We start from the raw sequence: 24,384 nt of genomic DNA on the forward strand, positions 1-24,384 counted from the left end.
CTCCCACAGGGAGAGGGAGCTGCCCGGCGTCGTTGATAGGTAAGGTGGTACTCCGTAGGGGCGCGACATGCCGCGCCCGTGTTGAGGTCAGATGCTGGAGTTATTGGTGGCACATTCAGCGGTAATGCTGCTTATCCAGATCGTATTTTTTCATCCGCAGGTAAAGCTTCTTACGTGGGATCTGTAAGTACTCGGACACCTCGTTAATCCTTCCCTGATGCAGGTTCAACGCCTCGGTAATGATCTGCCGTTCATAGTCTTCGATGCGTTGATCCAGCGGCGCGGGATCGGACCCGTGTAGCAGTGGATTGGCGGTCTCTGCCAGTGGCATCACCCCAACGGCAAACAGCTCGGCGGCATTAGCCAGCTCGCGCACGTTATTGGGCCACACCCTTTTTACCAAGCGTCTAATCAGATCGGCTGGCAGCTCTGGCAACGGATGGTTAAGGCGCAGACAGGCCTGTTGCAGATAGTGTCTGAATAGCGGTTCTATATCGTCAGGGCGCTGAGTAAGCGGCAGACAGGCGATTTGGGTCATGGCGAAGCAGTAATAGAAATCGGGCAGGAGAGTATGCCCGGCGGCGAGTTCCACCAGCGGTGAGGCACCAATACCGATCAGCCGGAAGGGCTGTGGATCTTGCCCCTGTAGCTGGATCAAGCGCGCCTGCTGGGCAATAGACAGGTGCTCGAGGTGACGTAAAATCAGCGTCCCGCCGCAGGCCTGTTCTATCCAGTGTTCTAACGGTGCCTCTCCCCCCGGCGTCAATTCCCCCACGATCAACGGTTGCTCGCTGCGCTGGCTCATGCGGTGCAAGTTGCGGGCGGCCAAAGTCCTGCCAACCCCCAACTCGCCTTGGAGATAAACCGCCAAATCGGTTTCGGCCACCTGCTGCAAGCGTACCCGTAGCTGCTTTATCCATTCGCTACGACCAATCAGATGGGTCTGCAACTGTTCCTTTTGCCAACGACGGCGGGCAATGTATGAGCGTCTCTGGGCCAGCGCGGTGCCGACGAGTTCGAGTAGCCGGGTCGGGTTGACCGGTTTTTGCAGAAAGTCCCAGGCTCCTTTTTTCACCGCATCAACCGCCATCGGCACATCGCCATGGCCGGTGATCAACAACACCGGTAAACAAGCATCGTGAGCGAGCAGCAGCGCCATAAGTTCGATGCCAGAACAGCCGGGCATGCAGACATCGCTGATAACGATCCCTGGCCACTCATCGCCGAGCATATCCTGTGCCATCAGGGGGTTATTACAAGCCTGAACCTGGTAGCCCGCCTGGTTGAGCAGCATGGTATAGGCATCCAGAACGTCGGCATCGTCGTCGATTAATAAAATATGCGCTTGTGGGTTTAGCATGGTTCAATCCACCGGTTGAAACTGTAAAACGACGCAGGCGTTCTGCGTCAACGTTGAGGCCAGATGCAGGCTGCCCCCCATTTGCTGCATCAGCGAAAGCGAGATGGACAGGCCAATCCCCAAACCCACCGGTTTGCTGGTGGTGAACGGTTTGAGTAACGATTCAGCCCGCGCCAACGGCCAGCCTGGCCCGTTATCCCACAGCATGATTTGCCATCCCGTTGCGCAGCGCTGCCAGCTAACCTGTAACTGCGGTCGCTCCTGGCAGGCATCCAGCGCATTGCTCATCAGGTTGACCAACACCTGCTGAATACGTACCTCGTCACCCAGCACGTGTGGGGCATCTTCCGCTAGCCGCAGCTCTCCCTGTAATGGCTGGTGGCGTAAAGCCAGCAACTCCCAGGCGGCAAGTAATGACTGGCGCAAATCCACCGGTTGAGAAGGGCTATCCTGCTCGGTTCGCCGGGTGAATTGCCGCAGCATGCGGATAATGGCATCCATACGGCCAATCAGGCCGTCGGCTTTGGTCAGGGCAAGGGTTGCCGCCTCGGGCTGCTGTTTATCTACTGCATGTCGCGCGGTAAACAGGTACATCGATAGGGCATTGAGCGGCTGGTTGATCTCATGGGCCAGGGTGGTCATGGTTTGTCCCACCACGGCCAGTTTGGCGGCCTGCACCAGCTCGTCCTGCGTCGCACGCAAATGCTGCTCAATGCCCTTACGTTCGGTGATTTCCTGCTCCAGCCGGGATTTTTGTTGATTCAACTGGCCCAGGGTGCGCCGCAGCAGACGTGCGATACGGCCCAGTTCATCGCCACCGTAAACCGGGATCGCCGCATTGGTTTCCCCAAGGCCGATACGCACCACCACCTGGTTGAGTAGGGTAAAGCGTTTGACCAGGCGGGAGCGGATAAAGTAGTGATTGAGCAAATACACCAATAACATCGCCAGCAGGGTGGCGATGACAATTAACCTGCCGCTGACGCGGATGATCTGCTCAAGGCGGTGGTTAAAGGTTTGCATCTGGCGGTGGCTGTTGTTCAGTTGCGCTTCCAACTGCGTGCGGAAGCGGGCAAGCGTGGCTTCCTTGGCCTGGGTGGCTTGCGTCAGCGCCTGCCGAGCCTGGAGATAGTCCTTCATCGCCGCAGGCATGCTGTTTTCGGCAATGCCGGTTTCCAGCAGTTCGTCGATAGTTTGTCGCAGCGTGATGGTACTGGGATGGGCCTGTAATCCCTGCATATTTTCATTCGCCGTTTTTTGCAGATAGGCGAGATAACGCACATGCTCGGCGACCGAGGTGTGTTCTTCCCCGCCGGATTGCAGCTCGTTGAGGCGATCGCGCAGGGCATCGGCGATTTGGTTTTCGATGCGTGCCAGAACATAAACCTGCTGTTGCTCGCTCTGCACCTCGCGCAAGCTGGCCTGCAAGCGGGGCAGCGCCTGACCAGAACTGGTTTCCATCTGATCGAGCAATGCTCCCTGTTGCCAACTGAAATCCTGCACCAACGAGTTCAATTCGGTAGTGAAATCATCATGTAACCAGCTGATGCGTGCGGCGATCTCATTGACCTTTTCCCCGGCGATAAACATGTTATACAGCGCATTATCCAATCGGCTCAGCAATTGGCGGCTCTCTGCCAGTGTCGCCTGGATTTGCTGGCGCTCGGGATTATCCAACTGCATGCTGGCCTGCTCGATTTGCTGCAAATGGCCGACGATCTGATTTCTCAATTGCAGGCGGGCATTGGTATTGGCAGCCAGCAAAAATTCGTTCAGCTGATCGACCAGCGTGTTCAGGTTGCTTTCGATCACAAACGAAGATTGGATACGCGGAAAGTAATCGTCCAGCGCATAGCGGATCTGTGAACTTTGCTCATGCCAAGAGTACAGGCTGACGCCGCTGACGATCAGCGTCAATAACGCACCGGTGAGAAATGCCCCCCGCAGGCAGGCGCTGAGGGTCAGGCGTTTGAAGAAGCGTGGCAAAAAACGGCTCATTTCAACTCTTCCAATGCCTTGATGGCTTTTCTCTGCTGCTGTTGAAAGAACAACTGCCATTCCATGACCTGTTGCTCGCTCTCGCTACGTGCCTCAAACTGTTTAAGGTACAGAGGATCTTCGCTCTGGGCCTGGGTTACTGGAATGGCGGTCAGTAATGCGCGGATCTCCGGCAAAGGCCGTTTGAGACGGCTTTCTGCGCCATGCAACGCTTTCCAGGCGTCCTTGAGCTGGGACAGGCGGAAGCTGATGGCCGTATCAAACAGCTTTTGTACCAGACGCTGACGTTGCAGGATCAGGGGGTAGTTCAGCGGTGGCTGCTGCAACAATTTCTGCTTCTGCGGGAAACGCGGGTTGTCGGCAGGTAACGGAACTACCGGGTATTTTCCCGTGCTGGTATCGGCCAGAACCCGTTGGCCTTGCGGGCTGAGCAGAAACTGAATAAAGCGCCGGGCCTCGGCGGGATAATGGCTGTTGCTGGTCACGGCAATATAGGTAGGAGAGGCGGCCGCTTGCGGGAAGTAGTGGAAGGCCAGATGCGGATCGTCGAGCAGCAGATTGGCGTAGTTGTCGATAATCGGCCCAACGGAGCCCAGGCCGCTTTTGACTTTGTCCGCCACGCCGAAGCTGCGTGAGGAGATGGTAATCAGGTTACCGGCCGCCGACAGCATAGTTTGCCAACCCGATTGCCATCCCCGCTGTTGCAACAGCGACTCTACCATCAGATGGCTGGTATCCGAGCGAGAGGGGCTGCTCATCAGCAAGGCACCCTGGTAGCGGGCATCGGTCAGATCGTCCCAATCGTTTGGCAGCGGTAGCCGCCTTTCGGTCAGATTGGTGCGGTTAATCAGCAGGCCAAAACCCGAAATGGCCACCGCCACGGCAGTATTACGGATCGGCTCAGGCACCAGCCGCTGTGACTGCTCAGGGGCACCCTCATAGTTGGCCAGGCGCTGATGCTGTTGCAGGTGTTGGAGCAGCATGGGGGAAGAGGTCAGGACCAGATCGACGTTGTCACTGCCGGTACTGTCGAGCAACTGTTCGAGAGAGGAACTGGTACGGTTCAGCGTACGGATCACCACCGACTGGGGCTGACCTTGCCAGCGGCTGATGATGTAGGCGGTCGCTTCTGGTGAAAAGGTGGTGGCCATCACCAGTTCATTTCTGGTGGCGCAGGCGGCAGTAGATAACAGCAAGCAAGCCATTGCCGTAAAAATGAGCGTGATACGCATAATAAATCTCTCCCTCGACCTCATCGTTTGTGATCTTATTCATAAAATCAGCATAACGATAAAAATAACCCGCAAAACATTTGGGACAAAAAGTATTTGTCGCCAACCAATGAGCCTTGGCCAGGGTTATAACGTTGATGAAGTCGGAATATTATCATCGATAGCCGAACAATACTGTTAACGCCTTCAAAAACATCATCACTCGTGGGTGGGTAGGGCGCGTGGGCCCAGCGTTGTAGCGTTCTGAAACCGGGATAGGATTTAGGTTAATTAATGGATGGGTCAAAAACGGGATTATTTGATCGGGATTTGAGTCAGTTTTGACACATATTACCGGGCTTGTCTTATTAATGGATTAATTACACCATCCGCTGCGAGCGTTATTAATAAATATCAAACATATCGATCCAGTACAGAAAAACCTCACAGGGGAACAACATGTTTTCATTATTAAAACCTGGCGCGGCAGCGAAACCTGTGCCGTCAGAACAGGTACAGGCAACCTACCAGCGTTATCGTATGCAGGCGTTACTGAGCGTCTTTCTGGGCTATCTGGCCTATTACATTGTGCGCAACAACTTCACCCTCTCAACGCCTTACCTGAAAGAGCATCTGGACCTGAGTGCGACACAGATCGGCATGTTGAGCAGCTGTATGCTAATCGCCTACGGCATCAGCAAAGGTATCATGAGCAGCCTGGCTGATAAGGCTAATCCCAAGGTATTTATGGCCTGTGGCCTGGTGCTTTGCGCCATCGTCAACGTCGGGCTGGGATTCAGTACCGCCTTCTGGGTTTTCGCCGCATTGGTGGTGTTCAATGGCCTGTTCCAGGGAATGGGGGTTGGTCCGTCGTTCATTACCATCGCCAACTGGTTCCCACGCCGTGAACGGGGACGCGTGGGCGCATTTTGGAATATCTCCCACAATATCGGTGGTGGGGTCGTGGCTCCCATCGTCGGCGTAGCTTTTGCGGTGTTGGGCAGTGAGCATTGGCAAAGTGCCAGCTATATCGTCCCTGCCGGGGTCGCAGTGCTGTTTGCGCTGGTGGTGCTATGGTTGGGTAAGGGTTCTCCGCGCAATGAAGGCCTGCCGGCTTTAGAGCAGATGATGCCGGAAGAAACCATCAAGGTGAAACCGGGTGTGCAGGAGCAGGCGCCGGAAAACATGAGCGCTTTCCAGATTTTCTGTACTTATGTGCTGCGTAATAAAAATGCCTGGTATGTGTCGCTGGTTGACGTGTTTGTCTACATGGTGCGCTTTGGCATGATCAGTTGGCTGCCTATCTACCTGCTTACTGAAAAGCATTTATCCAAAGAGCAGATGAGCATCGCATTTCTGTTCTTCGAATGGGCGGCGATCCCTTCCACACTGTTGGCGGGGTGGCTGTCGGATAAGCTGTTCAAGGGACGCCGTATGCCGCTGGCGATGATCTGCATGGTGATGATTTTCATCTGCCTGATTGGTTACTGGAAAAGTGACTCGCTGCTGATGGTCACCATCTTTGCCGCCATCGTCGGTTGCCTGATCTACGTGCCCCAGTTCCTGGCTTCGGTACAGACGATGGAGATCGTCCCCAGCTTTGCTGTCGGTTCCGCCGTTGGCCTGCGTGGCTTTATGAGCTATATCTTTGGCGCGACGTTGGGCACCAGCCTGTTTGGCGTGATGGTCGATCAGATGGGGTGGCATGGCGGTTTTTATCTGCTGATGGGGGGCGTAGTGTGCTGCATCCTGTTCTGCTATCTGTCGCACCGTGGCGTATTGGAGTTGGAGCGTGAAAGACAGCAACAGCGGGAAGAGTTGAAAGCCGAGCCGCTGGTAGCGCAGTAAATTTCAGGCTGTCAGTCGATAAAAAAACGGCGCCGATGAAGGCGCCGTTTTTACGATCGAACCGCGATTACTTCTTGATGCGGATGATCGGGGTCTCGCCAACGGTGACGCTGCCGGACAGTTTGATCAGCTCTTTGATCTCGTCCATGTTGGAGATGACCACCGGAGTCAGGGTAGACTTGGCTTTCTCTTCCAGCAGGGCCAGATTGAACTCGATAACCACATCGCCTTTCTTGACGCGCTGGCCTTCTTCCGCAATGCGTTTGAAGCCTTCGCCTTTCAGTTCAACGGTGTCGATACCGAAGTGGACAAACAGCTCAATGCCGCTATCAGATTCGATAGAGAACGCATGGTTGGTTTCGAAAATTTTACCGATAGTGCCGTCAACCGGAGCAACCATTTTGTTGCCAGCAGGTTTGATAGCAATGCCATCGCCGACGATTTTCTCGGCGAAAACGACGTCCGGTACATCTTCGATATTGACGATTTCGCCAGAAAGTGGAGCGACGATCTCGATAGTGCCCATGTCTTTCTTGTCATCAGAAACCAGAGATTTCAGTTTATCGAACAAACCCATGATCTTCTCCTAAGCATTAAATTGGGCGGCGTTCCAGTGTCGTGGAATTTTAGCAGAGCGTTTTTTCTTCGATGAACTTATTGACGCAATTCATCAAATCTTGTGCCGTTGGTTGTTCCAAGGCCTGCGCTGCCAATGCCTTCACATCTTCGAAATTGGTATTACGAATAATTTTCTTGATGCGCGGGATTGCAATCGCACTCATGCTGAACTCATCCAGCCCCATGCCCAAAAGCAACAGTGTAGCACGCTCATCGCCAGCCAGCTCGCCGCACATACCGGTCCACTTGCCTTCAGCGTGAGATGCATCAATAACCTGTTTGATCAGGCCAAGCACTGATGGGGACATCGGGTTATAGAGATGAGAAATCAGCTCGTTGCCGCGATCTACTGCCAGAGTATACTGGGTTAAATCGTTTGTCCCAATACTAAAGAAGTCGACTTCTTTCGCCAGGTGGTGAGCAATCACCGCCGCGGCTGGTGTTTCCACCATTACGCCCACTTCAATGGATTCGTCAAAGGCTTTGCCTTCTTCACGCAGCTGCGCTTTCAGCGTTTCCAGCTCGCCTTTCAGATCGCGCACTTCTTCCACCGAGATGATCATCGGGAACATGATGCGCAGTTTGCCGAAAGCGGAGGCACGCAGGATGGCGCGCAGCTGAGCGTGCAGGATTTCCCGGCGGTCCATCGCGATACGGATCGCGCGCCAGCCCAGGAACGGGTTCTCTTCTTTTGGCAGGTTCATATACGGCAGATCTTTATCGCCGCCGATGTCCATGGTACGGACGATCACTGCCTGTGAGCCCATGGCTTCCGCAACGGCCTTGTAAGCTGAGAACTGCTCGTCTTCGGTTGGCAGTGAGTCGCGGTCCATAAACAGGAATTCGGTACGATACAGGCCGACACCTTCGGCGCCATTGCGCTCTGCACCGGCGACGTCGCGCACGGTACCAATGTTGGCACAGACTTCAACCTGATGCCCGTCCAGCGTGATCGCCGGCAGGTCTTTCAGCTTGGCCAGATCGTTTTTCTCGGTGACGTATTGGGTATGAACCGCTTTCAGCTGTTCAATCACCTCGGCCGTCGGGTTAACGTAAATCTTGTTGTTGACCGCATCGAGGATCAGGTAATCGTCGTTTTTTACCTGTTGGGTCACGTCGCTGGTGCCTACGATAGCGGGCAGTTCCAGGGAGCGCGCCATGATCGAGGTGTGGGAAGTACGGCCACCCAGATCGGTGATGAAGCCCAGTACTTTGTCCAGGTTCAACTGTGCGGTTTCTGACGGTGTCAGGTCTTTCGCGACCAGGATCACCTCATCCTGAATGGCGGTCAGATCGACGATGGCCAGACCCAGGATGTTTTGCAGCAGACGCTTACCGATATCACGCACGTCGGCCGCGCGCTCTTTCAGGTATTCGTCATCTAATTCTTCCAGCGCTTTCGCCTGGCCTTCGATCACGGTGTAGGCTGCCGCATCGGCAGACGCCAGATCGTCTTTGATGAGGGCTATGATTTCCTGCTCAAGCTCTTCGTCTTCCAACAGCATGATGTGGCCTTCGAAGATTGCTTCTTTCTCTTCGCCGAAGGTTTCACCTGCCTTGGTCTTGATCACTTCCAGTTGTTCAGACGCCTTGGCGCGGCCTGCCAGAAAACGTGAGATTTCCTGCTCTACCTGGTCGGCAGAGATTTTTTTCCGGTTGATGACAATTTCATCTTCTTTCAGCAAGAGAGCCTTACCAAAAGCGATACCCGGTGATACTAAAATGCCTGAAATCATAACCCTACCTTACTCTTGACTGGTGTTAACTAAAAAGACGGGCCGATTACTCAAGCTCTGCCATCAGTTTTACCAAGTGCTCAACGGCTTTCTGCTCGTCTTCACCAACGGCTTCGATGGTGACTACTGTTCCTTGGGTCAGGCCCAGAGTTTGCAGCTTGAACAGGCTTTTGGCGCTAGCGCTCTTGCCGTTGGAGGTCACGGTGATGTCAGACGTGAAGCCTTTGGCTTCTTTTACGAACTGAGCGGCAGGGCGAGTGTGCAGACCATTCGGAGCGGTGATAGTCACTTCTTGCTGGAACATTGATGTTTCCCCAACTTATCGGATTTAAGGTTGTGGAGCTAAAGTTTAGCCTAACGGCGTGATTTTAGCTTGTCTGGTTAGCGCCTGACTATGGTACAGGGGCGAGCATTGATGCAACATAAAACGACGCTTTAAGCATTTCAGATCAAAAAATCCGAGCATCTGGCGTTGTTTCAATCAGCTTCCCATTATGCCGTGTTTTTCGCTTGAGCGACAAATGAGTAAATCGATTCAGCTCAAACAACAGCAGGAAGGTGATTAATTTTGCGCATCGAAATAATTGACCGGTTAAATACTAAAGCCAGCGGCGAAAATCAATCATTGAGTGGTGTAAACTTTGATCCAGTCCACAAAAAAAGCACCTGAATAGGTGCTTTTTTAGCTTTTTGTGCACTGTTTGCGCTATTGCTGCAATTCCTGTTCGGTGAACAGATCGGCAAACAAAGCGGTGCTCAAGTAGCGCTCACCTGAAGAAGGAAGAATAACCACAATTGTCTTGTCGGTAAAGTCGGCTTCTTGTGAAAGTTTGACGGCGGCCGCAACTGCGGCACCGGAAGAAATTCCGGCCAGGATGCCTTCTTCTTCCATCAAGCGGCGTGCCATGCTGATGGCTTCATCGTTGGTGATCTGCTCAACGCGGTCAACCAGACTCAGATCCAGGTTGCCAGGAATGAAGCCAGCACCGATGCCCTGAATTTTGTGCGGGCCTGGTTTGATTTCCTGGCCTGCCAGTGCCTGGCTGATGACCGGTGAGTCGGTCGGTTCAACCGCCACGCTGGTGATGGCCTTGCCCTTGGTATTTTTGATAAAACGGCTGACGCCGGTCAGCGTACCGCCGGTACCCACGCCCGCGATAAACACATCGACTTCACCATCGGTATCTTCCCAGATTTCCGGGCCGGTGGTTTGTTCGTGGATTTCCGGGTTGGCCGGATTGCTGAACTGTTGCAGCAAGATGTAGCGGTTTGGATCGGTAGCCACAATCTCTTCGGCTTTGGCGATCGCCCCTTTCATACCCTTGGCACCTTCTGTCAGTACCAGATTGGCACCCAGCGCCTTGAGCAACTTACGACGTTCGATGCTCATGGTTTCCGGCATGGTCAGCGTGAGCTTGTAGCCACGCGCTGCAGCGACAAACGCCAAGGCGATACCGGTGTTACCGCTGGTGGGTTCCACCAACTCTTTGCCTGCGCTCAGAATGCCACGTTTTTCGGCATCCCAAATCATATTGGCACCGATGCGGCACTTGACGCTGAAGCTCGGGTTGCGAGATTCCACCTTGGCGAGAATGCGTCCGTTGCCGATACGGTTCAGACGAACCAGCGGCGTATGGCCGATTGTTAATGAGTTGTCTTGGTAAATCTTGCTCATGGTCCGTCCTTTAACTGTATGAAATGTAGGGAACATCGCCAGCATACGCTAACGGTCTCGGCAGGGAAGTAAAGATTTGGTATATCGATATGTTATTAGAGAATAAGTTAAAGGATGGTAATTTACTTATTTTGCTATCAAATTCAATTGATTACATGTTGTTTAAAATTCTTCTGCAAAACCCCTGCAAAACTCTTCTGCAAAACGGTACAAAAAACAACCAGCATCATACGGCGATAACAGTCCATTCCCTGCCTCGATCATCATTGTATTTATCAGTCATCTGTTGATTTTTGTGTCCAAGAAGTAGCTTGGTGTCGATCCCTTGGGTGCGATACAACCGTTCAGATAGTGAGCGTTGCTCATGGAATGTTGGAGGGGTTCCATTACTCCACTTAAGTCCGGTGGCGTCTCTGGCGTCTGAAAATGCACCGGAGATCGTTTGCTCCTGAATGCGCCCACCACGTTTGGCGCGAGCTACCGTATGGTGATGGTGTAGTAGGTAGGGGCTGACTATCCGATCTCGGCATAAGGCGACAACGTGGCCAAGGGTCATGCTCAACTCGTCACAGCGCAAACTAAGCGGTATGGCGATTCGTGCACCTGTTTTTGACTGCGTGATGTGCAAGTGATTATCCCAGACATCGGAGAACTTCATATTCGAAATATCACCAAGTCGTTGACCTGTAATAACCGCCAGCAGCATAGCTCGTTGCAGGTACCTCGGGCCGTTGGTGGCTTGCTCGTAGATAGTTTTCCATTCATCGCTAGTCAATCGCTGGCGTTGAACTTTGGATTTAGGAGCCTTGGCGGCTTTTGCTGGATTGAAGCCAGGGGACACCTCGCCAGCTTGTTGTGCTTCATGGAAGACATCGCTCATGACACTTCGCACAACCTTTGCCATGCCATTTTGCCCACGCTCCCTGAATGGGAGTAGGGTATCAACAATGTCCCGTACGGTAATGGCGGAGATGTCCTTACTACCGATAGCTTGCCGCATAACTTCGACTGGGTATTTTTTCTGGTTTAACGTTATTGGTTTAATTTCACCCAGACTGCAACGTTCCTCCTGAATTTTCCAGTAACGGTCAAGCCATCCGCTGACCGAGATACTTTCTCCCAGGCTTCGGCTGATCTTGTCGCGAACAATAAGCAACTGGTTCATCTTCTGTTCGGTTAGCCGGGTGGTTGCCTCAGCAGCGATCGCAGTCGCCGCTGCCTCATCGGTGCCTAGCCCGTGAAACTTCCCTGTCACGGGGTGCTTGTAACGCCAGTAAACCTTTTTGGTTCTGGCGTCGGTATAGCACGATAGGCCCGGAATGGTGACGTTATACTTACGTGGTCGCGCCATCTTCAAGAATCCTCTTCAATCGTGGATCATCGTCTTTCTTCACTACCGGCTTGGCAGTCATACCAACAAACCTCGCTGTACGTTCTACCCGCCAGTACCGGCCAGCCTTAACTGGCTGGGGCGATATCATGCCATTTTTGGCGAACTTAATCAGTGTCGGATAACTCGGCACCGGCTCGTCAAACTCTTCTTTTGCCCAGTCAGTGATTTTCATTGTGCGAGACATCAGGCACCTCCTTTTTTCTGAAACCCGCCTTTATCACACTCTTGGCGATCGCTACGGGGTCGGCGTCGTCCAGTTCGAAATCCTCCCCGACCACGGCTTTCATCAGCTCATTCTGGAGAACGCTATCGTAGTTGCGCGGCCAGAAGTCCGTAGGCATACCGAACGAGTTGCAGTAGAAAAACGTGTCAATGGTGATCTGCGCCGCTTCCTCAGCGGTGCGTTCTGGCTGGCGATACCCAGCCTCCCAGATTGCGTCAGTGACCGCCGAGGGGTCGCCTTTGCCTGACTTTACGAGTTGAGCCAGGGTGAATACGTTGGTATCTGTCATCGGGCCATCTCCTGCAGCGCCACTTTATAAGCCCTCATCACAACCGGCGTTTTGCCGGATAGTGCAGACTTCATGATGAAAAAGCTGGTATGCTTGGCTGTCACGCTCGTGAGGAATAGGGCGGTATCTACCACGCGGTTATGCTTACGGAACTCAAACACCGAGCTGGTGATCGTTAGGCTGGCTGTCGCGCCGTGATCCTGGTAGTCGATTTTCATTTGAGCACCTCGGCGCACAGTTCAAAGGCGTAATCACGCAGCGGCATAATCACCAGGAAAGGGTTTCCGTAGAGGTGATCGGTCACCGGATCTAAAATCAGTTGGCACGGGCCTGTTTTGCCGTAGGGCTTGAACTTGACCGGCCCGAATGCGCTACCAAACATCAGGTGCGGAAGCGCCAGCAGCCGGGCGGCAAACATCGGCACTTCGTCGCAAGGCTCGGCCTCTGCCGGTAGTAGCTTGCTGAAATCTGGATAGCGGCATTCGACCAGCTCGAGCCGGTTGCAACCAACCCGCGTAGCCTGATCCTCGTCAATAGAGACGTAGTGAATGGCATACCAGGCGCCGTCAAATGTTCCAACTTCCGTACCCTCCGCTTCATCAGGAATATCGCCATGAACGATAAACACCGCGTCGATATCGGTCTTATCGCCATGCTCCATCATGACTGCTGCGCGCCCGTCAGTGGCTTTGATGTGGGTAGGGGTGATATACACGCCTCGCAGGTACTCGCGCGGCTCGTTTTCGTCGGCCACGCAGTGCAGGGCGGCCCGTAGGATATCGGTAGGGAACATCATTGCTTTGCCTCCGGCTCAATCTTGATAATTTCAGCGCTAATCAGCATGTCTTTCAGCCATTCATCGCCCCTCAACCCATCGTCATGACATTCCAGATCACCGAAATCGATCACCGCCATTTCTTCATTTTCACCTGTCTCATCATTGAAGAAAGGAATGGTATCGAGCCTGTAATAAGCAGACTCAACAGCGGACTCAATTACACTGAGTCCGTTGGTATTACCGCCGATAACGATTTCTATTGTTGTGCGGTAGTGCCACCGTCCAAACGTCAGACGAACGGTCTTATCTACCATGCGCCCACACATTATGAGGTTGGGGTCAAAGTTCATTGGTTCAGGTGTTGCTTTGGTTGTGGTGGTCATTGCTTGGCCTCCACAGCTGCTTTATTGGCTTCGGTAATTTTCAACGCGAAACCGCCGAAATCGGGGTGCTGCCAGCGTTTAAGCTTGCCGGTCGGCTGCGTCGATTCTTCGATTAGGCAGCTAAACGCCTCGGAGAACGCCACGTTATGCACCAGCAGATAACCGCGCTCTCCGTTGGTCAGCTTGGTTGGCAGGTTCGAATACGAAGCCAAGCGACGGCATGCGGCATCAGACAGGCCAAACTTCCATACCAGATCGATAACCGGGACAAATTCGGATTCCTGATGGTGAATTTCAGGCTCCGTGATCAACGCGGCTTCGGGAGTTGGTAATGCAGGGGCGTGGATCACCTGCTGACCGATAACGTCCATCACGGCTTTCATCGTCGCGGACGCGGTGGCCTCTGCCACGACACGGGCGACCGACAGAATGTGATCGGATGTGGAGATCGCCTGCTGTGCCGGTGCGACAATGCGGGGCTGCGTCAGTTCTGCGTTTAGTTCTTTCCAGCTTTTGATGAGAGCCATGCGTCGGGCTGCATCGTAGCCAGTAACCAGGCATTCTGAGTGCTCATGGTCAAGCCAGTATTCCCAGGCGTTAGGGTTGTTTAGGTCGTATTGCACGCATGTAACACCATGATTTGTAAGGTAAGCCAAATCTGGATTACGGGTGCACTCCTCTTCGGATAAGCTGTAAAGCTTCCCCAGCATGACGCGGATATCACGACAAACTTTTCCATGATCTTTGCCGACGACGACCGCAATTTTACGGCTACCCATCATTGGCTTGTTATTAACTACTGTCATTTGCTTTTCCATTACTTCGTTACCTTTTCTAAATTGATACCAATGTGTTTTGCATAACGGCGCATACCGCGATTTAAGGGCATCTGAACATTGCCGTCATCTGTGCGGTATGGAGCTACGGACTGTTTCACGTTGATGGACTCCCAAACCGGATCCCTGGTCAGTCGCAGCCCCTGCGCTAAGGTCACGCCGCACAGGCCTTGGCGTGTTTTGCTATTGCGTTTTTTTGTCATGCAGATGCTTCCCCGCTGGTGGTCTTGTTGATGTGGTTGCCGAGCGCCTCGGCCGTCCGTTTATTCGCTTTCGTCACTTCGGCGCGCTGTTGACGTTCCTTTGTTTTTTTCGCCCAGGCATCACTGCGCGCGGTCAGTGTTCGGTTTTTGTCGCAACGATCCGCCCGGACTTCTGCCCAGTCTTGGTTTATCGGCTTCACTGCTACCGCGCTGGCCTGACACCAGAACGTGGACGCAAGCTCCAACTGGTCAGCTTTCTCGAACTTGGCCGCCTGGGTGGCGTTGAGCATGTAGGGGCTAAGGTTCATTTCGCCCCCTCGATTGGTTGGCTGTTGATGTGATCCCGGATTGACTCAGGCACATCGGCAAGTAAAGTTATGAGCGAGCAAACCAAGGCATGTTCCTGGCTGTCGGCGATACCGCATTCCAACCAGATATTGAGAACGGCCTGTGCTTGTTCGGTACGGCACTGCGCGTCAATTAGTTGCATGCCTTGCCCCTCCGCTGCGCTTGTTCCTCATTCATCCAAATGCAGGCAGTGCCGACGAGTGAGCGCAGGAGAGTCGCCAGCGCTGACACCTCCGAATCCTCAAGTTGGTGCGGATAGGATTCCATCAGCGCCAGTACGGTTTCAGCCTGCATTGCTTTTTCCGCTGCCTGCCCTAAGGTGATTTCATTACTCATGACTAACCCCTTGTGCTATATCGCAGATGACTCCAATCAGCTCATTCTGTAAGGATCTTTCGGCGTCATTTGCTGTGAGTGCCATTGCGGCCTCGGCGAGAAAACCGATTTTCGTTAACGCATCTAGTGCGCGAAGGTTCTCGGGCGTTCTCGGTTCAGTTGCGCTCTTAGTTGCCATCAGTGCACCACCTGCAGGGTGGTGTCCCCCGGATTCTCTAAAGCGTCCGATACGGCGGCTACCATCATTTCTTCCATGACGGTTTCGCCCAGAGGCGTTAACTTGTGCATGCTGGATAACATTCCGCTGTAGAGGGTGAATATGTGGCTATCACCGTCTTTCTGGCCAAACTCTTCATAGCCTGGTTGTTCCACCAGGGTGACCATGCATTGCTCAACGCTCTGCTGAGATAAATAGACGCGAACCCCTTTATTTTCGGATACAACCACCTCCGCCCACTCCCCGCAATAATGGCGCTGGCAGAAGTCCAAATAGGCGAGCGCAATACGCCCCCGGTATAATTCGATTTTGTTAATCGCTTCTTTCATGGCTAATTGCCTTTTTCCTGCCTTCCGACGTGGGGATTCCCAGCCAGAAAGCTGTAATTAAATTTATTTATTGGTTACTTAATTAAATCCACCGCAACCAGAGATAAAGTCTAACCTTTTACTTTTTATTATTGTTTCGCCTGTCCCTTTCGCAATCCGCCTCATGACCAACAAAACTAAGTGCTTCGGCCATTCGTGGTGCTTCACGAAGGAATAGGCCAACATTTGAAAGTGCTGACCTCATGTCAGACTCACAAAAAGAATCATTCTCCGACGCCCAGAATGCCAGTTCACCGATAGCACTGATGCCGCAGTATAACGCATCGGACGCACTGCAACCGTTGCGAGAAATAGAAGCTAACTGCGAGTCAGTGGCTTCTTGAATATTAATTGAGGTTATAGCGTGATAAATGTCGCTCATGATATTTCCTCAGCATGTGGGGTAACTTTCCAACCTGCACGTTCTGCCAATTCAATAAAGGTTCCCATAGTCGCCGTAATTTCTTCTGGCGCATATGGGCGGTATGCTTTCAACTCGCCATTCTCAACATAAACCGTTAAGCGTCCGCTGAATTCTGGCGCAACATGAATGACAACTTCATTCAGAACGGCCTTTGTTGCTTTGCTCAGGATGCTGGTCATGATGGAACCCCCACCAAAGGAAGACAGCCAGCAAATGAAAGAACATAATCACGCACCAACTGACGGCGAGCTTCTTTCTCGCTGGTGGCTTTTACGCGCTGCATAATAGGGCGTGATTTTGGATCACTACGTAAAATAGATGCAAACAAATAAACCTTTGTGTTATCCTTTTTCTCGATCATTGTTAGTACCTCCGCAGGCATTGACATTGATTAGGCTCTGGTTAGTGATTGGCGTCGTGACCAGAGCTACTTTTAATTTCATGAAGGTTATTTGATGCTGCGGCAATCCCATTAAGTAATATTGCGACCTCGGAAAGGTTACTAATAACGCCACCCAGAGTATTTACCTTATCGCTATCAATATTTTTTCCGAGGGAAACATCCATTAAGGTGATACCAAGAAAACCTATAGCTTCCAAGGTGCTTATTAACTTACACTCGGCATCATCCGCTAAGTCAGAATAATTTATTGATGGTGTTTCCTCATAACGAAAATCAGGCACACACTCAAGCTGGTAAATCTTTTTTATGGTCATCTCACTGGTTCCGTTGCTTGTCGATGAGATGAAGATACACGCACCAATAACTTATGGCAATACAAAAAGTTATTAATAAATGCAAAAAGTTAATAAACAAATGAAATTAAAGGTTATTTTTATTTCAATAAGGTATTAATTGGAGAGGGAGGCGAAAAAAAACCGGCAGTCGCCGGTTTAATTTTATGTCACTTTCTTGATCGTTAGCAGGTTACCGCCCACCAAAAAACGCGACCGATAATCTCAACATCCTGCAGGGAGACCGCCTCGTCTGGGTGCTCATCTTTGTTGAAACTACGTAGGCTTAAAGCATCAGGGCCGGTTCTGTACAAAATCTTCACACGTTTCCAGCCGTTCTGGTTTATGGCATAAATCTTGCCGTCTACAACCTTCTTGTCACCAGTGTTAATTGCCAAAATACTGCCATCTGGCATTGCTGGCTCCATGCCATCCCCACTGATCGGAAAACATAAAACACCGCTACCATCGATCTCTGCACCAGCTCTTTGCAATAGCTTCTTAGTAAAAGTCAGCGTCTGAATATCCTGCCCTTCGACATAAAAATCACCATCAATGCTAATAAAATCAATGTCACTTAAGAGCGGAACCATAATCTCATCACCTGAGTGAACACTATGGTTTTCGTTTGTAATTACGGACACTGAGACCTTGCTTCCAGATGGAGACACATCTTCCCACATGGGTTCTTCACCCCTAGCCAACCACTCAGGGCGTACGTTTAGTTCACGAGCAATTTCGACCAATTTCCGACTGGAATGGGTTCTCCCTGAAACTAGTTTCCAGATTGATGGTTGAGATACGCCAACCCTCTCAGCGAGCATTCCCTGGCTAATACCGCGGAGTTCCATCGCGATAGACAAACGTTCAGATAAGGTAGTTTTCATCCGTACATCCTATACCTTTAGTTATTACAGGGCAAATACAATAAGTTATTGCAATAAGTTATTCAAGTGCTATCATTTGAGAAATTCTCATAACTTATGGTATTGAAATTGATTAATCCGTATATCAAAAAAGCAATTGAGGTAGCAGGAGGGCAGGCTGCGCTTGCGAGGGCTTGCGGAGTATCTCAGCCCGCCGTATTTCGTTGGCTTAATGGTAGCAGGGTCAAGGCTGATTATGTAGTAGCCATCTCTCGTGCGTCGAATGGTGAAGTTAAAGCCCACGAAATCCGCCCGGATCTCCCAGATATCTTCCCAGCACCCGAGCCAGCCAACGAATCAGCACAGGCTTAACCATGACTGATGAAATCATCACCCTGGATAGACGTTATCGCGATCCGCGTGGGGTGATGGTGCATGTAACCGGTTATGACAGGGTTAAGCAGCAAGTTTTTTTCTCCAGACCGAACTATGAGCATGAATGCATGCAACCAGTCTGGAAGTTCCAACAGTATTTCAAGAGGCTCGACGAATGAAAGTATATTTCGACGGTTACGCAAATAGTAACGCTGCTAGCGTTACAAAAAGCGTAGCGGAGTAACGCTATATGGCTAATTCATGGCTGCGATTGTGGCATGACATGCCAAACGACCCGAAGTGGCGAACCATCGCTAGAATTTCGAAGCAGCCTATCGCCTTGGTTCAGGCCGTTTACATCCACCTGCTTGTTAGCGCGTCACAGAATGTCACGCGAGGTCACGCAGATGTCACGACAGAAGATTTAGCAAGTGCATTAGATGTGAGTGACGAGGATATCGAAGCGATTCGGAACGCTATGCAAGGTCGTGTTCTTGAAGGTGAGCATATCTCTGGCTGGAGTGCCAGACAGATAAGACGTGAAGACCAGGGGAGCGAAGAAACCGGAGCAAAATCAGCAAGACAGCGTAAGCGAGAGCAACGAGAACGCGAGAAAGATAAAGGCGGTTCTGATGATTGTCACGCTCAGTCACGCAATGTCACAACAGATAAAGATAAAGAAGAGATAAAGAATAGAGAAGAACTAAAAGATAAAAACACTATGTCCGATTCGGATCGGACTGCTGACGAAAATGATTCTGGCCATCAAGACCCACCTGCACCCGAAAACCCTGAATCGGAGTCTGGCGAGTTGGTCGAGGGTGCCGGTAAGCCCGACCCGGTAGAAACCGCATTCGAGGAAATATTCTGGGTTGCTGGGCTTCGCAAAGATACCAAGGTCAAAGCCAAATCGGCATTCAAGACTAAATACCAAGCTTGGAAAAAAACCACCCACGGTACGCCGGACGCTTTCGCTACGCTGCTTGCGGAGGATATTCGCTGGCGGATTACGTCGAAAATCTTCGGCACTGACAAACTCCTACCGACTTCGTACCTGAATGGGGAACGGTGGAACGACGAGAAGCCAGTTACGCCATCCGGTGCTTCCGTTACCGGTGCCACACCCGTGATCCAGCACGGCAAGGATCAGGTGTTTGTTGACTATGACGCCTTGAAGGCAAGGAGTCGCCAATCATGAAAATCTATCTCAAGAAGGTGCTGATAGCTGGTTATTGCTACGGCGTTTTGCCAATGGCGTTTGTTGAGCGTTGCTTTGCCGCATTCAAGCTAAGGGGGCTGTGATGACACCGGCAACATTGTCAGAGAAGCTCTGGGGGAGCGTCGAGCGCGTTGCCAAGTACCTGCTACCACCACCTAACGGCCATCAGGTGGCGAATGAGTGGTGTGTTGGTAGCGTGAACGGGGATGCAGGGAAAAGCCTCAAGGTGAATCTGGGCGGGAAAAAAGCCTGGTCTGATTTTGCGTCGGGTGACAGCGGTGATCTGCTTGATTTGTGGATGCTCGTTCGTAACTGCTCGTTGCATGAGGCAATGCGCGAGGCTAAAGAGTTTCTTGGGTTGAAAGACGACGATCAGCACTTCCAGACCAAGAAAAAAAGCTTCTCCAAGCCTAAAAAGCAAGGCGTGAAAAAAGGCGATTTGCACGTGGAGTACCTTGCTGGCCGTGGGATCACCAAGGAAACCATAGAGCTATTCAAGGTCAGTAACGCTGTGGTGTGGTACGCCGACGAAAACCGGGAGTTACCTGCCGTCGCTTTCCCCTACCTGCGTGATGGTGAGTTGTTGCAGGTTAAACGGATCAGCACCGAGCGGCCAAACGGCAAGAAGGTGATTATGGCCGAGGCTGATTGCGAGCCGTGTTTGTTTGGTTGGCAGGCGCTGGCGAAAGATACCCGCGTAGTGGTGCTATGTGAGGGGGAAATCGATTGCATGTCATATGCGCAGTACGGCTTCCCGGTATTGTCGGTTCCGTTCGGTGGCGGCAAGGGGGCCAAGCAACAGTGGATTGAATACGAATATCACAACATGGATCGCTTTGATGAAATCTGGCTTAGCTTGGACAACGACGAAGTAGGCATGGAGGCTGCAAAGGAAATTGCCCGTAGGCTTGGCACTCACCGTTGCCGCTTGGTGTCATTGCCGCACAAAGACATTAACGAATGCCTGGTTGCCGGGATGACCCAGGATGAAGTTTTTCGCTGTCTGGAAACAGCCGCTTACTTTGACCCGGAGGAACTTTGCTCTGCCTCTGAGTTCTTGCAGGACACCATAGACACATTCGAGAATCGCGACGAAGGGATGTTTATCAGTCCGTGGTCACGGCTGAACGGTAACTTCAAGTTTCGCGAGTCGGAATTCTCTATCATCAACGGGATTAATAACCACGGTAAAACCGAGATGGCCGGGCATATTGCCGTAGGCGCTATGTCTCAAGGTATTCGTACCTGTATAGCCTCGCTGGAACTTAAACCCGGCAAGTTACTAGCGCGTCTTGTGCGTCAGGTAATTTGCAGTAAGCGCCCGCCGCGAGAGGAAATTGAGCACACTTTCGAGTGGTTTAATGATCGGCTTTGGCTGTTCAATTTGACCGGCACCGCCAAGGCAGACCGGTTGCTTGAAATATTTGCCTATGCTCGCAGACGGTACGGCATAGATCTGTTCGTTATCGACAATCTGGCTAAGTGCGGTTTTTCCGAAGAGGACGCGACTGGTCAGAAAGACTTTATCGATAAACTCTGTGATTTCAAAAATATCAATAACTGCCACGTTATTTTGGTAACGCACAGCCGCAAGGTGGACGAGAACGTACCTACAGGCAAGATGGACGTTAAAGGAACCGGGGCCATCACAGACATGGCCGACAACCTGTTTTCAGTGTGGCGAAATATACCTCGCGAGACAGCCAAACAGAAAGAATCCGCCTCATCGGAAATCACCGACAAAGACAGGGCCGCAATGGCGCTACCAGGAACATTAATCCGCTTGCTGAAACAACGAGAGGGTGAGGGCTGGGTAGGTGATATCGGCGCGTTCCTTGACCCCCGATCCCATCAATTTTTGGAAGAAGAAAACAGCAGTCCAGTTAACTACCTGGTCGGTAGGCCACAAAGTGAAGTCGATATGGACTGGGAAATGAAAAACGTTAAGAGGGCTTGCTGATGGATCGTCTAATTCGTGAAATGTCGTATCTGTTCATTAAATCCCGCTTTGACGAGCTTCAAGAGCGAGCGGAGGAAATTTCTATCGCATGCTGCTGGGACATCGAGTGTTTCGGTTCAGTAGCTGACGCCATTGATGAGTTCGTCGAAGAGACCCCGGAAGATGAGTGGCGCGAGCATGAGAAAATTATCATGCATTATATGGTTATGCGTGGATTGGCGCTGTACGGCGATGGTAAAAAAATTACCAAAGTTCAATGGGCATACCCCGGCTGGATGGGTACCGCTGAGAAAGGAGACACCATCCAATGAAATTAAACCACGAAGATGAACACACCATCGAGCAGTACATCCGCGCCGCTCACGGTGGTTATACCGGGCGCATCGGGATCTGGATGGAACGGCTTGAATTGTTACACATGGCGCACAGCAAGCTGGTTGTCAGAATGGCGCTGGTAGCGGCGAGATATGAGTCTAAGGGGGCCACAAAGTGAAACTGGAATCTTCGCTAAAGCATTTCAGCGCCCAGGGGCTGACCATTACCGACACCCCGAACGGCACCAGCGCTGACCGGGTGACAGGTACCGATGTCATGGCGGCGCTCGGCGTTGTTCAATCAAAGGCCCGTTTCGGCATGGCTGCGTTCCTAGGTAAAACCGGGATAAGCGACGGGGATCGGGAACAGGCCATACAGGCGCTTACGCAGTACGCCAAGAAGAAGGCACCTAAGCACGTCGGTAAGGTAGCAGGACGGAAGACGGCTCGCTGCATGGTGATACTGGCCACTATGGCCTATGAGGAATACTCACATTCTGCCAGCGCCAGTGTGACCTGTCACAACTGCAATGGTAAAGGGCTGGTGGAAGCGTGGAAGGATGTAAAAGTTTATCCTGGTTATATTGGCGCTGACGGTGAAGAGAAAATCCCGCCGACCATCAAGCGGCAACTGGTGCATGAGTATTGCCAGCCGTGCAAAGGGAAGGGGCGGATCCATAAACGCTGCCGTAACTGCAAGGGAACCGGCAAAGCGTTAGACCGTGAAGCTACTAAAACGACCGGCGCACCAGTTATCAAAGATTGTGAGCGGTGCAACGGTAACGGGTTTAGCCGTATGCCTTCCACCGTAGCCTACCGGGCCATAGTGGCGCTCATTCCCAACCTCAACGAAAGGACATGGCGGCGTAACTGGAAACCATTCTATGAGTTGCTGGTGGCGAAGTGTGAAATCGAGGAAGGGGCAGCAGCGGTGGAGTTCAGTAAGGTTACGCGATAGTTTGAATTAAAGCTTGATTTGTCCGTAATTGGCGTGTAGGATTCAGATTGTGGAAGGAAGCATCCAAAGCACACCACGATAAATTAAACATTGAAGCTCTGCCAGTAATGGCAGGGCTTTTTGCGTTTTAGAGTGTTATCGACTTAATTGTTTTTTGAATGGTTCCATCTGCTTTATCACATCGTCTGGGTTCGTGACGATGAAGCTCGCGGGGAAAAATACTCCACCTGATGGGCTTTCGTCGTGCCAGTGTTTGGTTTTTGCTGTTGATTGATGGGCTTCTACATATAGGTCATACGCATTCTTTAATGCTTCCTTGCGGCCCTTTGGTGTGCGGGGTAGCAGCTTGTTCATATCCGTTTTCGTTATAGTGCGGTATGGGTATGTTCCATCAGACATCAAATCTATCTCAACGAGAAGTTTTTCTAGCACTGGGCGAGCGGCCTCCCTGAACTCTTTTTTCTCAGCAGATCTTCTACTAATCCAGCCAGGTAGAATAAGTCCGATAGCGGTGAGTGATACGCCTGCTACCGCAACTGCCAAATTCATGTCCATGAAGGTGATTCCATGTCAGATATAGTTAACGCAACCCTGCCGATTTTTTCGTTGGGATTTGCATGCTTTGGTCTGGGTTACATTATCGGTTACGTTCGAGGCAGAGACTAGCTCGGTCTTTGATCTTTATTCAGATATAACACAACCTGCCTACGCGCGGGTTTTGTGTTTTATAGGGAAATGAAAAATGATGCATTGCCCTTTGTGCGGACACACGGCACACACCCGATCCAGTCGCTATCTGACTGAAAAAACCAAAGAGCGTTATCACCAATGCCGCAACGTTAATTGCAGTTGCACGTTTGCGACGCATGAAACGGTAGAGCGCCTGATCGTTACGCCTCAACTCCAACAGCCTAGCGCCAACAAATAAACAAAAATGTTTAGATTACCTCTTGCTTGTATAAACAAAAATGTTTATAATGATTTCAAGTTAAACAAACAGGAGGAGGAAGTGAAACAACGCGAGTTCCAGCGTTGGCTTGCAGCACAAGGGGCGGAGTTTTCAAACGGTACTAACCACCTGAAAATTTTCCTTAACGGCAAGCAAACGATAATGCCAAGGCATCCGGGGAAGGAAATACCGGAGCCGCTTAGGAAAGCAATCCTTAAGCAACTTGGCCTTAAATAATAAACCGGCCCTTCGGGGCTGGTTACTCGCGAAGGTTCACTTAGTCAAATATGCGATATCCCGTAAAATTTGAGCATGACGAAACCGGGTGGTGTATATCGTTCCCGGACATTCCGGAGGCATTAACGGGCGGAGATACCAGGGAAGAGGCGCTATCATTGGCGCAAGACGCCCTGGTAACTGCGTTTGATTTTTACTTTGAAGATAGACGCCCCGTACCGATGCCAAGCGCTGACGGCGAAGAGTTTATCGATGTGCCTGCCAGCGTGGCGGCTAAAGTGTTGCTGCTTAACGCCATGATCGCCACTGGCACAACACCGGCAGAACTAGCCCGCCGCCTGGGTACACGACCGCAGGAGGTTAACCGCATCGTTACCCTAAACCATGCAACTAAAATCGATACGATTGAGGCCGCGCTTAAGGCGCTGGGTAAGCGGCTAGAAATAACCGCTCTGTAATCATTATCAACCTATCTAAATAAAGGCTGCGCATTGCGTGGCCTTTTTCATTTCTGACGCCCAGCGGGG

General features: G+C 51.6%; 36 protein-coding genes. 11 read left to right on the forward strand and 25 right to left on the reverse strand.

The genetic code is table 11. The features are described 5' to 3' along the window. Positions 1 to 115: 115 nt before the first annotated feature. The 3 genes from U869_RS0120340 to U869_RS0120350 are packed head-to-tail and all read right to left on the reverse strand — an operon-like array spanning position 116 to position 4,590. Positions 116 to 1,360 (reverse strand): sigma-54 dependent transcriptional regulator, encoded by a 1,245-nt coding sequence (locus tag U869_RS0120340; RefSeq protein ID WP_025122282.1) that lies wholly within the window; start codon positions 1,358 to 1,360, stop codon positions 116 to 118. Between the two features lie 3 nt (positions 1,361 to 1,363). Continuing rightward, on the reverse strand, positions 1,364 to 3,358 hold the full coding sequence (locus U869_RS0120345) for an ATP-binding protein (RefSeq protein ID WP_029987976.1): 1,995 nt from the start codon (positions 3,356 to 3,358) through the stop codon (positions 1,364 to 1,366). Then, positions 3,355 to 4,590, reverse strand: coding sequence for an ABC transporter substrate-binding protein (locus tag U869_RS0120350; protein ID WP_029987974.1), 1,236 nt, complete (start codon positions 4,588 to 4,590; stop codon positions 3,355 to 3,357). The genes U869_RS0120345 and U869_RS0120350 overlap by 4 nt, the downstream gene beginning before the upstream one ends. Positions 4,591 to 5,028: 438 nt before the next feature. Here U869_RS0120350 and pgtP point away from each other — a divergent pair, with 438 nt between their 5' ends. Then, positions 5,029 to 6,417: a phosphoglycerate transporter PgtP gene (gene pgtP, locus U869_RS0120355; RefSeq protein ID WP_025122280.1), complete on the forward strand. Its 1,389-nt coding sequence runs from the start codon at positions 5,029 to 5,031 to the stop codon at positions 6,415 to 6,417. Positions 6,418 to 6,484: 67 nt separating this feature from the next. On the opposite strand, the gene crr is transcribed toward pgtP, so the two are convergent. From crr to U869_RS0120470, 21 genes are all read right to left on the reverse strand, one after another. After that, on the reverse strand, positions 6,485 to 6,994 hold the full coding sequence (gene crr / locus U869_RS0120360) for a PTS glucose transporter subunit IIA (RefSeq protein ID WP_021178690.1): 510 nt from the start codon (positions 6,992 to 6,994) through the stop codon (positions 6,485 to 6,487). Between the two features lie 49 nt (positions 6,995 to 7,043). Then, positions 7,044 to 8,771 carry a phosphoenolpyruvate-protein phosphotransferase PtsI gene (gene ptsI, locus U869_RS0120365; protein ID WP_025122279.1) on the reverse strand — a complete coding sequence of 576 codons (1,728 nt, stop codon included), beginning with the start codon at positions 8,769 to 8,771 and terminating at the stop codon, positions 7,044 to 7,046. 46 nt (positions 8,772 to 8,817) lie between these two features. Then, positions 8,818 to 9,075, reverse strand: a complete 258-nt coding sequence (gene ptsH, locus U869_RS0120370; RefSeq protein WP_024484477.1) for a phosphocarrier protein Hpr — start codon at positions 9,073 to 9,075, stop codon at positions 8,818 to 8,820. Between the two features lie 402 nt (positions 9,076 to 9,477). Then, positions 9,478 to 10,446, reverse strand: coding sequence for a cysteine synthase A (gene cysK / locus U869_RS0120375; RefSeq protein ID WP_025122278.1), 969 nt, complete (start codon positions 10,444 to 10,446; stop codon positions 9,478 to 9,480). A gap of 226 nt (positions 10,447 to 10,672) precedes the next feature. Then, complete coding sequence (locus U869_RS0120380; protein WP_025122277.1) at positions 10,673 to 11,797, reverse strand: phage integrase Arm DNA-binding domain-containing protein; 1,125 nt, start codon at positions 11,795 to 11,797, stop codon at positions 10,673 to 10,675. Then, positions 11,781 to 12,023, reverse strand: coding sequence for an excisionase (locus U869_RS0120385; protein WP_025122276.1), 243 nt, complete (start codon positions 12,021 to 12,023; stop codon positions 11,781 to 11,783). The genes U869_RS0120380 and U869_RS0120385 overlap by 17 nt, the downstream gene beginning before the upstream one ends. Further along, entirely contained in the window at positions 11,998 to 12,351 is a 354-nt protein-coding gene (locus tag U869_RS0120390; RefSeq protein ID WP_025122275.1) for a hypothetical protein, read from the reverse strand. The genes U869_RS0120385 and U869_RS0120390 overlap by 26 nt, the downstream gene beginning before the upstream one ends. Further along, positions 12,348 to 12,569 carry a hypothetical protein gene (locus tag U869_RS0120395; protein WP_025122274.1) on the reverse strand — a complete coding sequence of 74 codons (222 nt, stop codon included), beginning with the start codon at positions 12,567 to 12,569 and terminating at the stop codon, positions 12,348 to 12,350. The genes U869_RS0120390 and U869_RS0120395 overlap by 4 nt, the downstream gene beginning before the upstream one ends. After that, a complete protein-coding gene (locus U869_RS30145; RefSeq protein WP_025122273.1) occupies positions 12,566 to 13,147 on the reverse strand; it encodes a hypothetical protein in 582 nt (193 codons plus the stop codon). The genes U869_RS0120395 and U869_RS30145 overlap by 4 nt, the downstream gene beginning before the upstream one ends. Continuing rightward, positions 13,144 to 13,512: a DUF5406 family protein gene (locus U869_RS0120405; RefSeq protein WP_025122272.1), complete on the reverse strand. Its 369-nt coding sequence runs from the start codon at positions 13,510 to 13,512 to the stop codon at positions 13,144 to 13,146. Before U869_RS0120405 ends, U869_RS30145 begins: the two co-directional genes overlap by 4 nt. After that, complete coding sequence (locus U869_RS29575; protein WP_051588683.1) at positions 13,509 to 14,330, reverse strand: Rha family transcriptional regulator; 822 nt, start codon at positions 14,328 to 14,330, stop codon at positions 13,509 to 13,511. The genes U869_RS0120405 and U869_RS29575 overlap by 4 nt, the downstream gene beginning before the upstream one ends. Then, positions 14,330 to 14,551, reverse strand: a complete 222-nt coding sequence (locus tag U869_RS0120420; RefSeq protein WP_025122271.1) for a hypothetical protein — start codon at positions 14,549 to 14,551, stop codon at positions 14,330 to 14,332. Before U869_RS0120420 ends, U869_RS29575 begins: the two co-directional genes overlap by 1 nt. After that, entirely contained in the window at positions 14,548 to 14,859 is a 312-nt protein-coding gene (locus U869_RS0120425; RefSeq protein ID WP_025122270.1) for an ANR family transcriptional regulator, read from the reverse strand. The genes U869_RS0120420 and U869_RS0120425 overlap by 4 nt, the downstream gene beginning before the upstream one ends. After that, positions 14,856 to 15,041, reverse strand: coding sequence for a hypothetical protein (locus tag U869_RS29580; protein WP_025122269.1), 186 nt, complete (start codon positions 15,039 to 15,041; stop codon positions 14,856 to 14,858). Before U869_RS29580 ends, U869_RS0120425 begins: the two co-directional genes overlap by 4 nt. Then, the gene (locus U869_RS0120435; protein ID WP_025122268.1) at positions 15,032 to 15,235 is read right to left on the reverse strand and encodes a hypothetical protein; all 204 of its coding nucleotides are present in this window, start codon (positions 15,233 to 15,235) and stop codon (positions 15,032 to 15,034) included. The genes U869_RS29580 and U869_RS0120435 overlap by 10 nt, the downstream gene beginning before the upstream one ends. Positions 15,236 to 15,412: 177 nt before the next feature. After that, the gene (locus U869_RS0120445) at positions 15,413 to 15,781 is read right to left on the reverse strand and encodes a hypothetical protein (RefSeq protein WP_025122266.1); all 369 of its coding nucleotides are present in this window, start codon (positions 15,779 to 15,781) and stop codon (positions 15,413 to 15,415) included. Positions 15,782 to 15,899: 118 nt separating this feature from the next. Continuing rightward, a complete protein-coding gene (locus tag U869_RS0120450; RefSeq protein ID WP_025122265.1) occupies positions 15,900 to 16,202 on the reverse strand; it encodes a hypothetical protein in 303 nt (100 codons plus the stop codon). Continuing rightward, on the reverse strand, positions 16,199 to 16,423 hold the full coding sequence (locus tag U869_RS0120455; protein ID WP_025122264.1) for a hypothetical protein: 225 nt from the start codon (positions 16,421 to 16,423) through the stop codon (positions 16,199 to 16,201). The genes U869_RS0120450 and U869_RS0120455 overlap by 4 nt, the downstream gene beginning before the upstream one ends. Then, a complete protein-coding gene (locus tag U869_RS0120460; RefSeq protein ID WP_025122263.1) occupies positions 16,420 to 16,605 on the reverse strand; it encodes a host cell division inhibitor Icd-like protein in 186 nt (61 codons plus the stop codon). The genes U869_RS0120455 and U869_RS0120460 overlap by 4 nt, the downstream gene beginning before the upstream one ends. Before the next feature lie 41 nt (positions 16,606 to 16,646). Beyond that, positions 16,647 to 16,961, reverse strand: coding sequence for a hypothetical protein (locus U869_RS0120465; protein WP_025122262.1), 315 nt, complete (start codon positions 16,959 to 16,961; stop codon positions 16,647 to 16,649). Positions 16,962 to 17,164: 203 nt separating this feature from the next. Further along, positions 17,165 to 17,866, reverse strand: coding sequence for a helix-turn-helix transcriptional regulator (locus tag U869_RS0120470; RefSeq protein WP_025122261.1), 702 nt, complete (start codon positions 17,864 to 17,866; stop codon positions 17,165 to 17,167). A 96-nt stretch (positions 17,867 to 17,962) separates the two neighbouring features. On the opposite strand from U869_RS0120470, the gene U869_RS0120475 reads away from it, so the two are divergent. The 7 genes from U869_RS0120475 (at position 17,963) to U869_RS0120510 (ending at position 22,671) form a co-directional block, all read left to right on the forward strand. Beyond that, positions 17,963 to 18,217 (forward strand): transcriptional regulator, encoded by a 255-nt coding sequence (locus tag U869_RS0120475; RefSeq protein WP_369795080.1) that lies wholly within the window; start codon positions 17,963 to 17,965, stop codon positions 18,215 to 18,217. Positions 18,218 to 18,219: 2 nt separating this feature from the next. Then, complete coding sequence (locus tag U869_RS0120480) at positions 18,220 to 18,399, forward strand: DUF4222 domain-containing protein (RefSeq protein WP_025122259.1); 180 nt, start codon at positions 18,220 to 18,222, stop codon at positions 18,397 to 18,399. A gap of 71 nt (positions 18,400 to 18,470) precedes the next feature. Beyond that, complete coding sequence (locus U869_RS30150; protein WP_025122258.1) at positions 18,471 to 19,418, forward strand: hypothetical protein; 948 nt, start codon at positions 18,471 to 18,473, stop codon at positions 19,416 to 19,418. A gap of 103 nt (positions 19,419 to 19,521) precedes the next feature. Further along, the gene (locus tag U869_RS0120495) at positions 19,522 to 21,399 is read left to right on the forward strand and encodes a toprim domain-containing protein (protein WP_025122257.1); all 1,878 of its coding nucleotides are present in this window, start codon (positions 19,522 to 19,524) and stop codon (positions 21,397 to 21,399) included. Then, complete coding sequence (locus U869_RS0120500; RefSeq protein ID WP_025122256.1) at positions 21,399 to 21,710, forward strand: hypothetical protein; 312 nt, start codon at positions 21,399 to 21,401, stop codon at positions 21,708 to 21,710. The genes U869_RS0120495 and U869_RS0120500 overlap by 1 nt, the downstream gene beginning before the upstream one ends. Beyond that, entirely contained in the window at positions 21,707 to 21,892 is a 186-nt protein-coding gene (locus tag U869_RS0120505; protein WP_025122255.1) for a hypothetical protein, read from the forward strand. The genes U869_RS0120500 and U869_RS0120505 overlap by 4 nt, the downstream gene beginning before the upstream one ends. Next, positions 21,889 to 22,671, forward strand: coding sequence for an antitermination protein (locus U869_RS0120510; protein WP_025122254.1), 783 nt, complete (start codon positions 21,889 to 21,891; stop codon positions 22,669 to 22,671). The genes U869_RS0120505 and U869_RS0120510 overlap by 4 nt, the downstream gene beginning before the upstream one ends. Positions 22,672 to 22,806: 135 nt before the next feature. Here the strand turns inward: U869_RS0120510 and U869_RS0120515 are convergent, their stop codons facing one another. Then, a complete protein-coding gene (locus U869_RS0120515; RefSeq protein ID WP_025122253.1) occupies positions 22,807 to 23,226 on the reverse strand; it encodes a hypothetical protein in 420 nt (139 codons plus the stop codon). A gap of 187 nt (positions 23,227 to 23,413) precedes the next feature. On the opposite strand from U869_RS0120515, the gene U869_RS30990 reads away from it, so the two are divergent. From U869_RS30990 to U869_RS0120525, 3 genes are all read left to right on the forward strand, one after another. After that, a complete protein-coding gene (locus tag U869_RS30990) occupies positions 23,414 to 23,599 on the forward strand; it encodes an ogr/Delta-like zinc finger family protein (RefSeq protein WP_071998270.1) in 186 nt (61 codons plus the stop codon). Positions 23,600 to 23,680: 81 nt separating this feature from the next. Beyond that, a complete protein-coding gene (locus U869_RS0120520) occupies positions 23,681 to 23,857 on the forward strand; it encodes a type II toxin-antitoxin system HicA family toxin (RefSeq protein WP_025122252.1) in 177 nt (58 codons plus the stop codon). 50 nt (positions 23,858 to 23,907) lie between these two features. After that, positions 23,908 to 24,315 (forward strand): type II toxin-antitoxin system HicB family antitoxin, encoded by a 408-nt coding sequence (locus U869_RS0120525; RefSeq protein ID WP_025122251.1) that lies wholly within the window; start codon positions 23,908 to 23,910, stop codon positions 24,313 to 24,315. Positions 24,316 to 24,384: the final 69 nt, after the last annotated feature.

Origin of the sequence: Serratia sp. H1w (assembly GCF_000633355.1) — a bacterium.
In the GTDB taxonomy this organism is placed as follows: domain Bacteria; phylum Pseudomonadota; class Gammaproteobacteria; order Enterobacterales; family Enterobacteriaceae; genus Chania.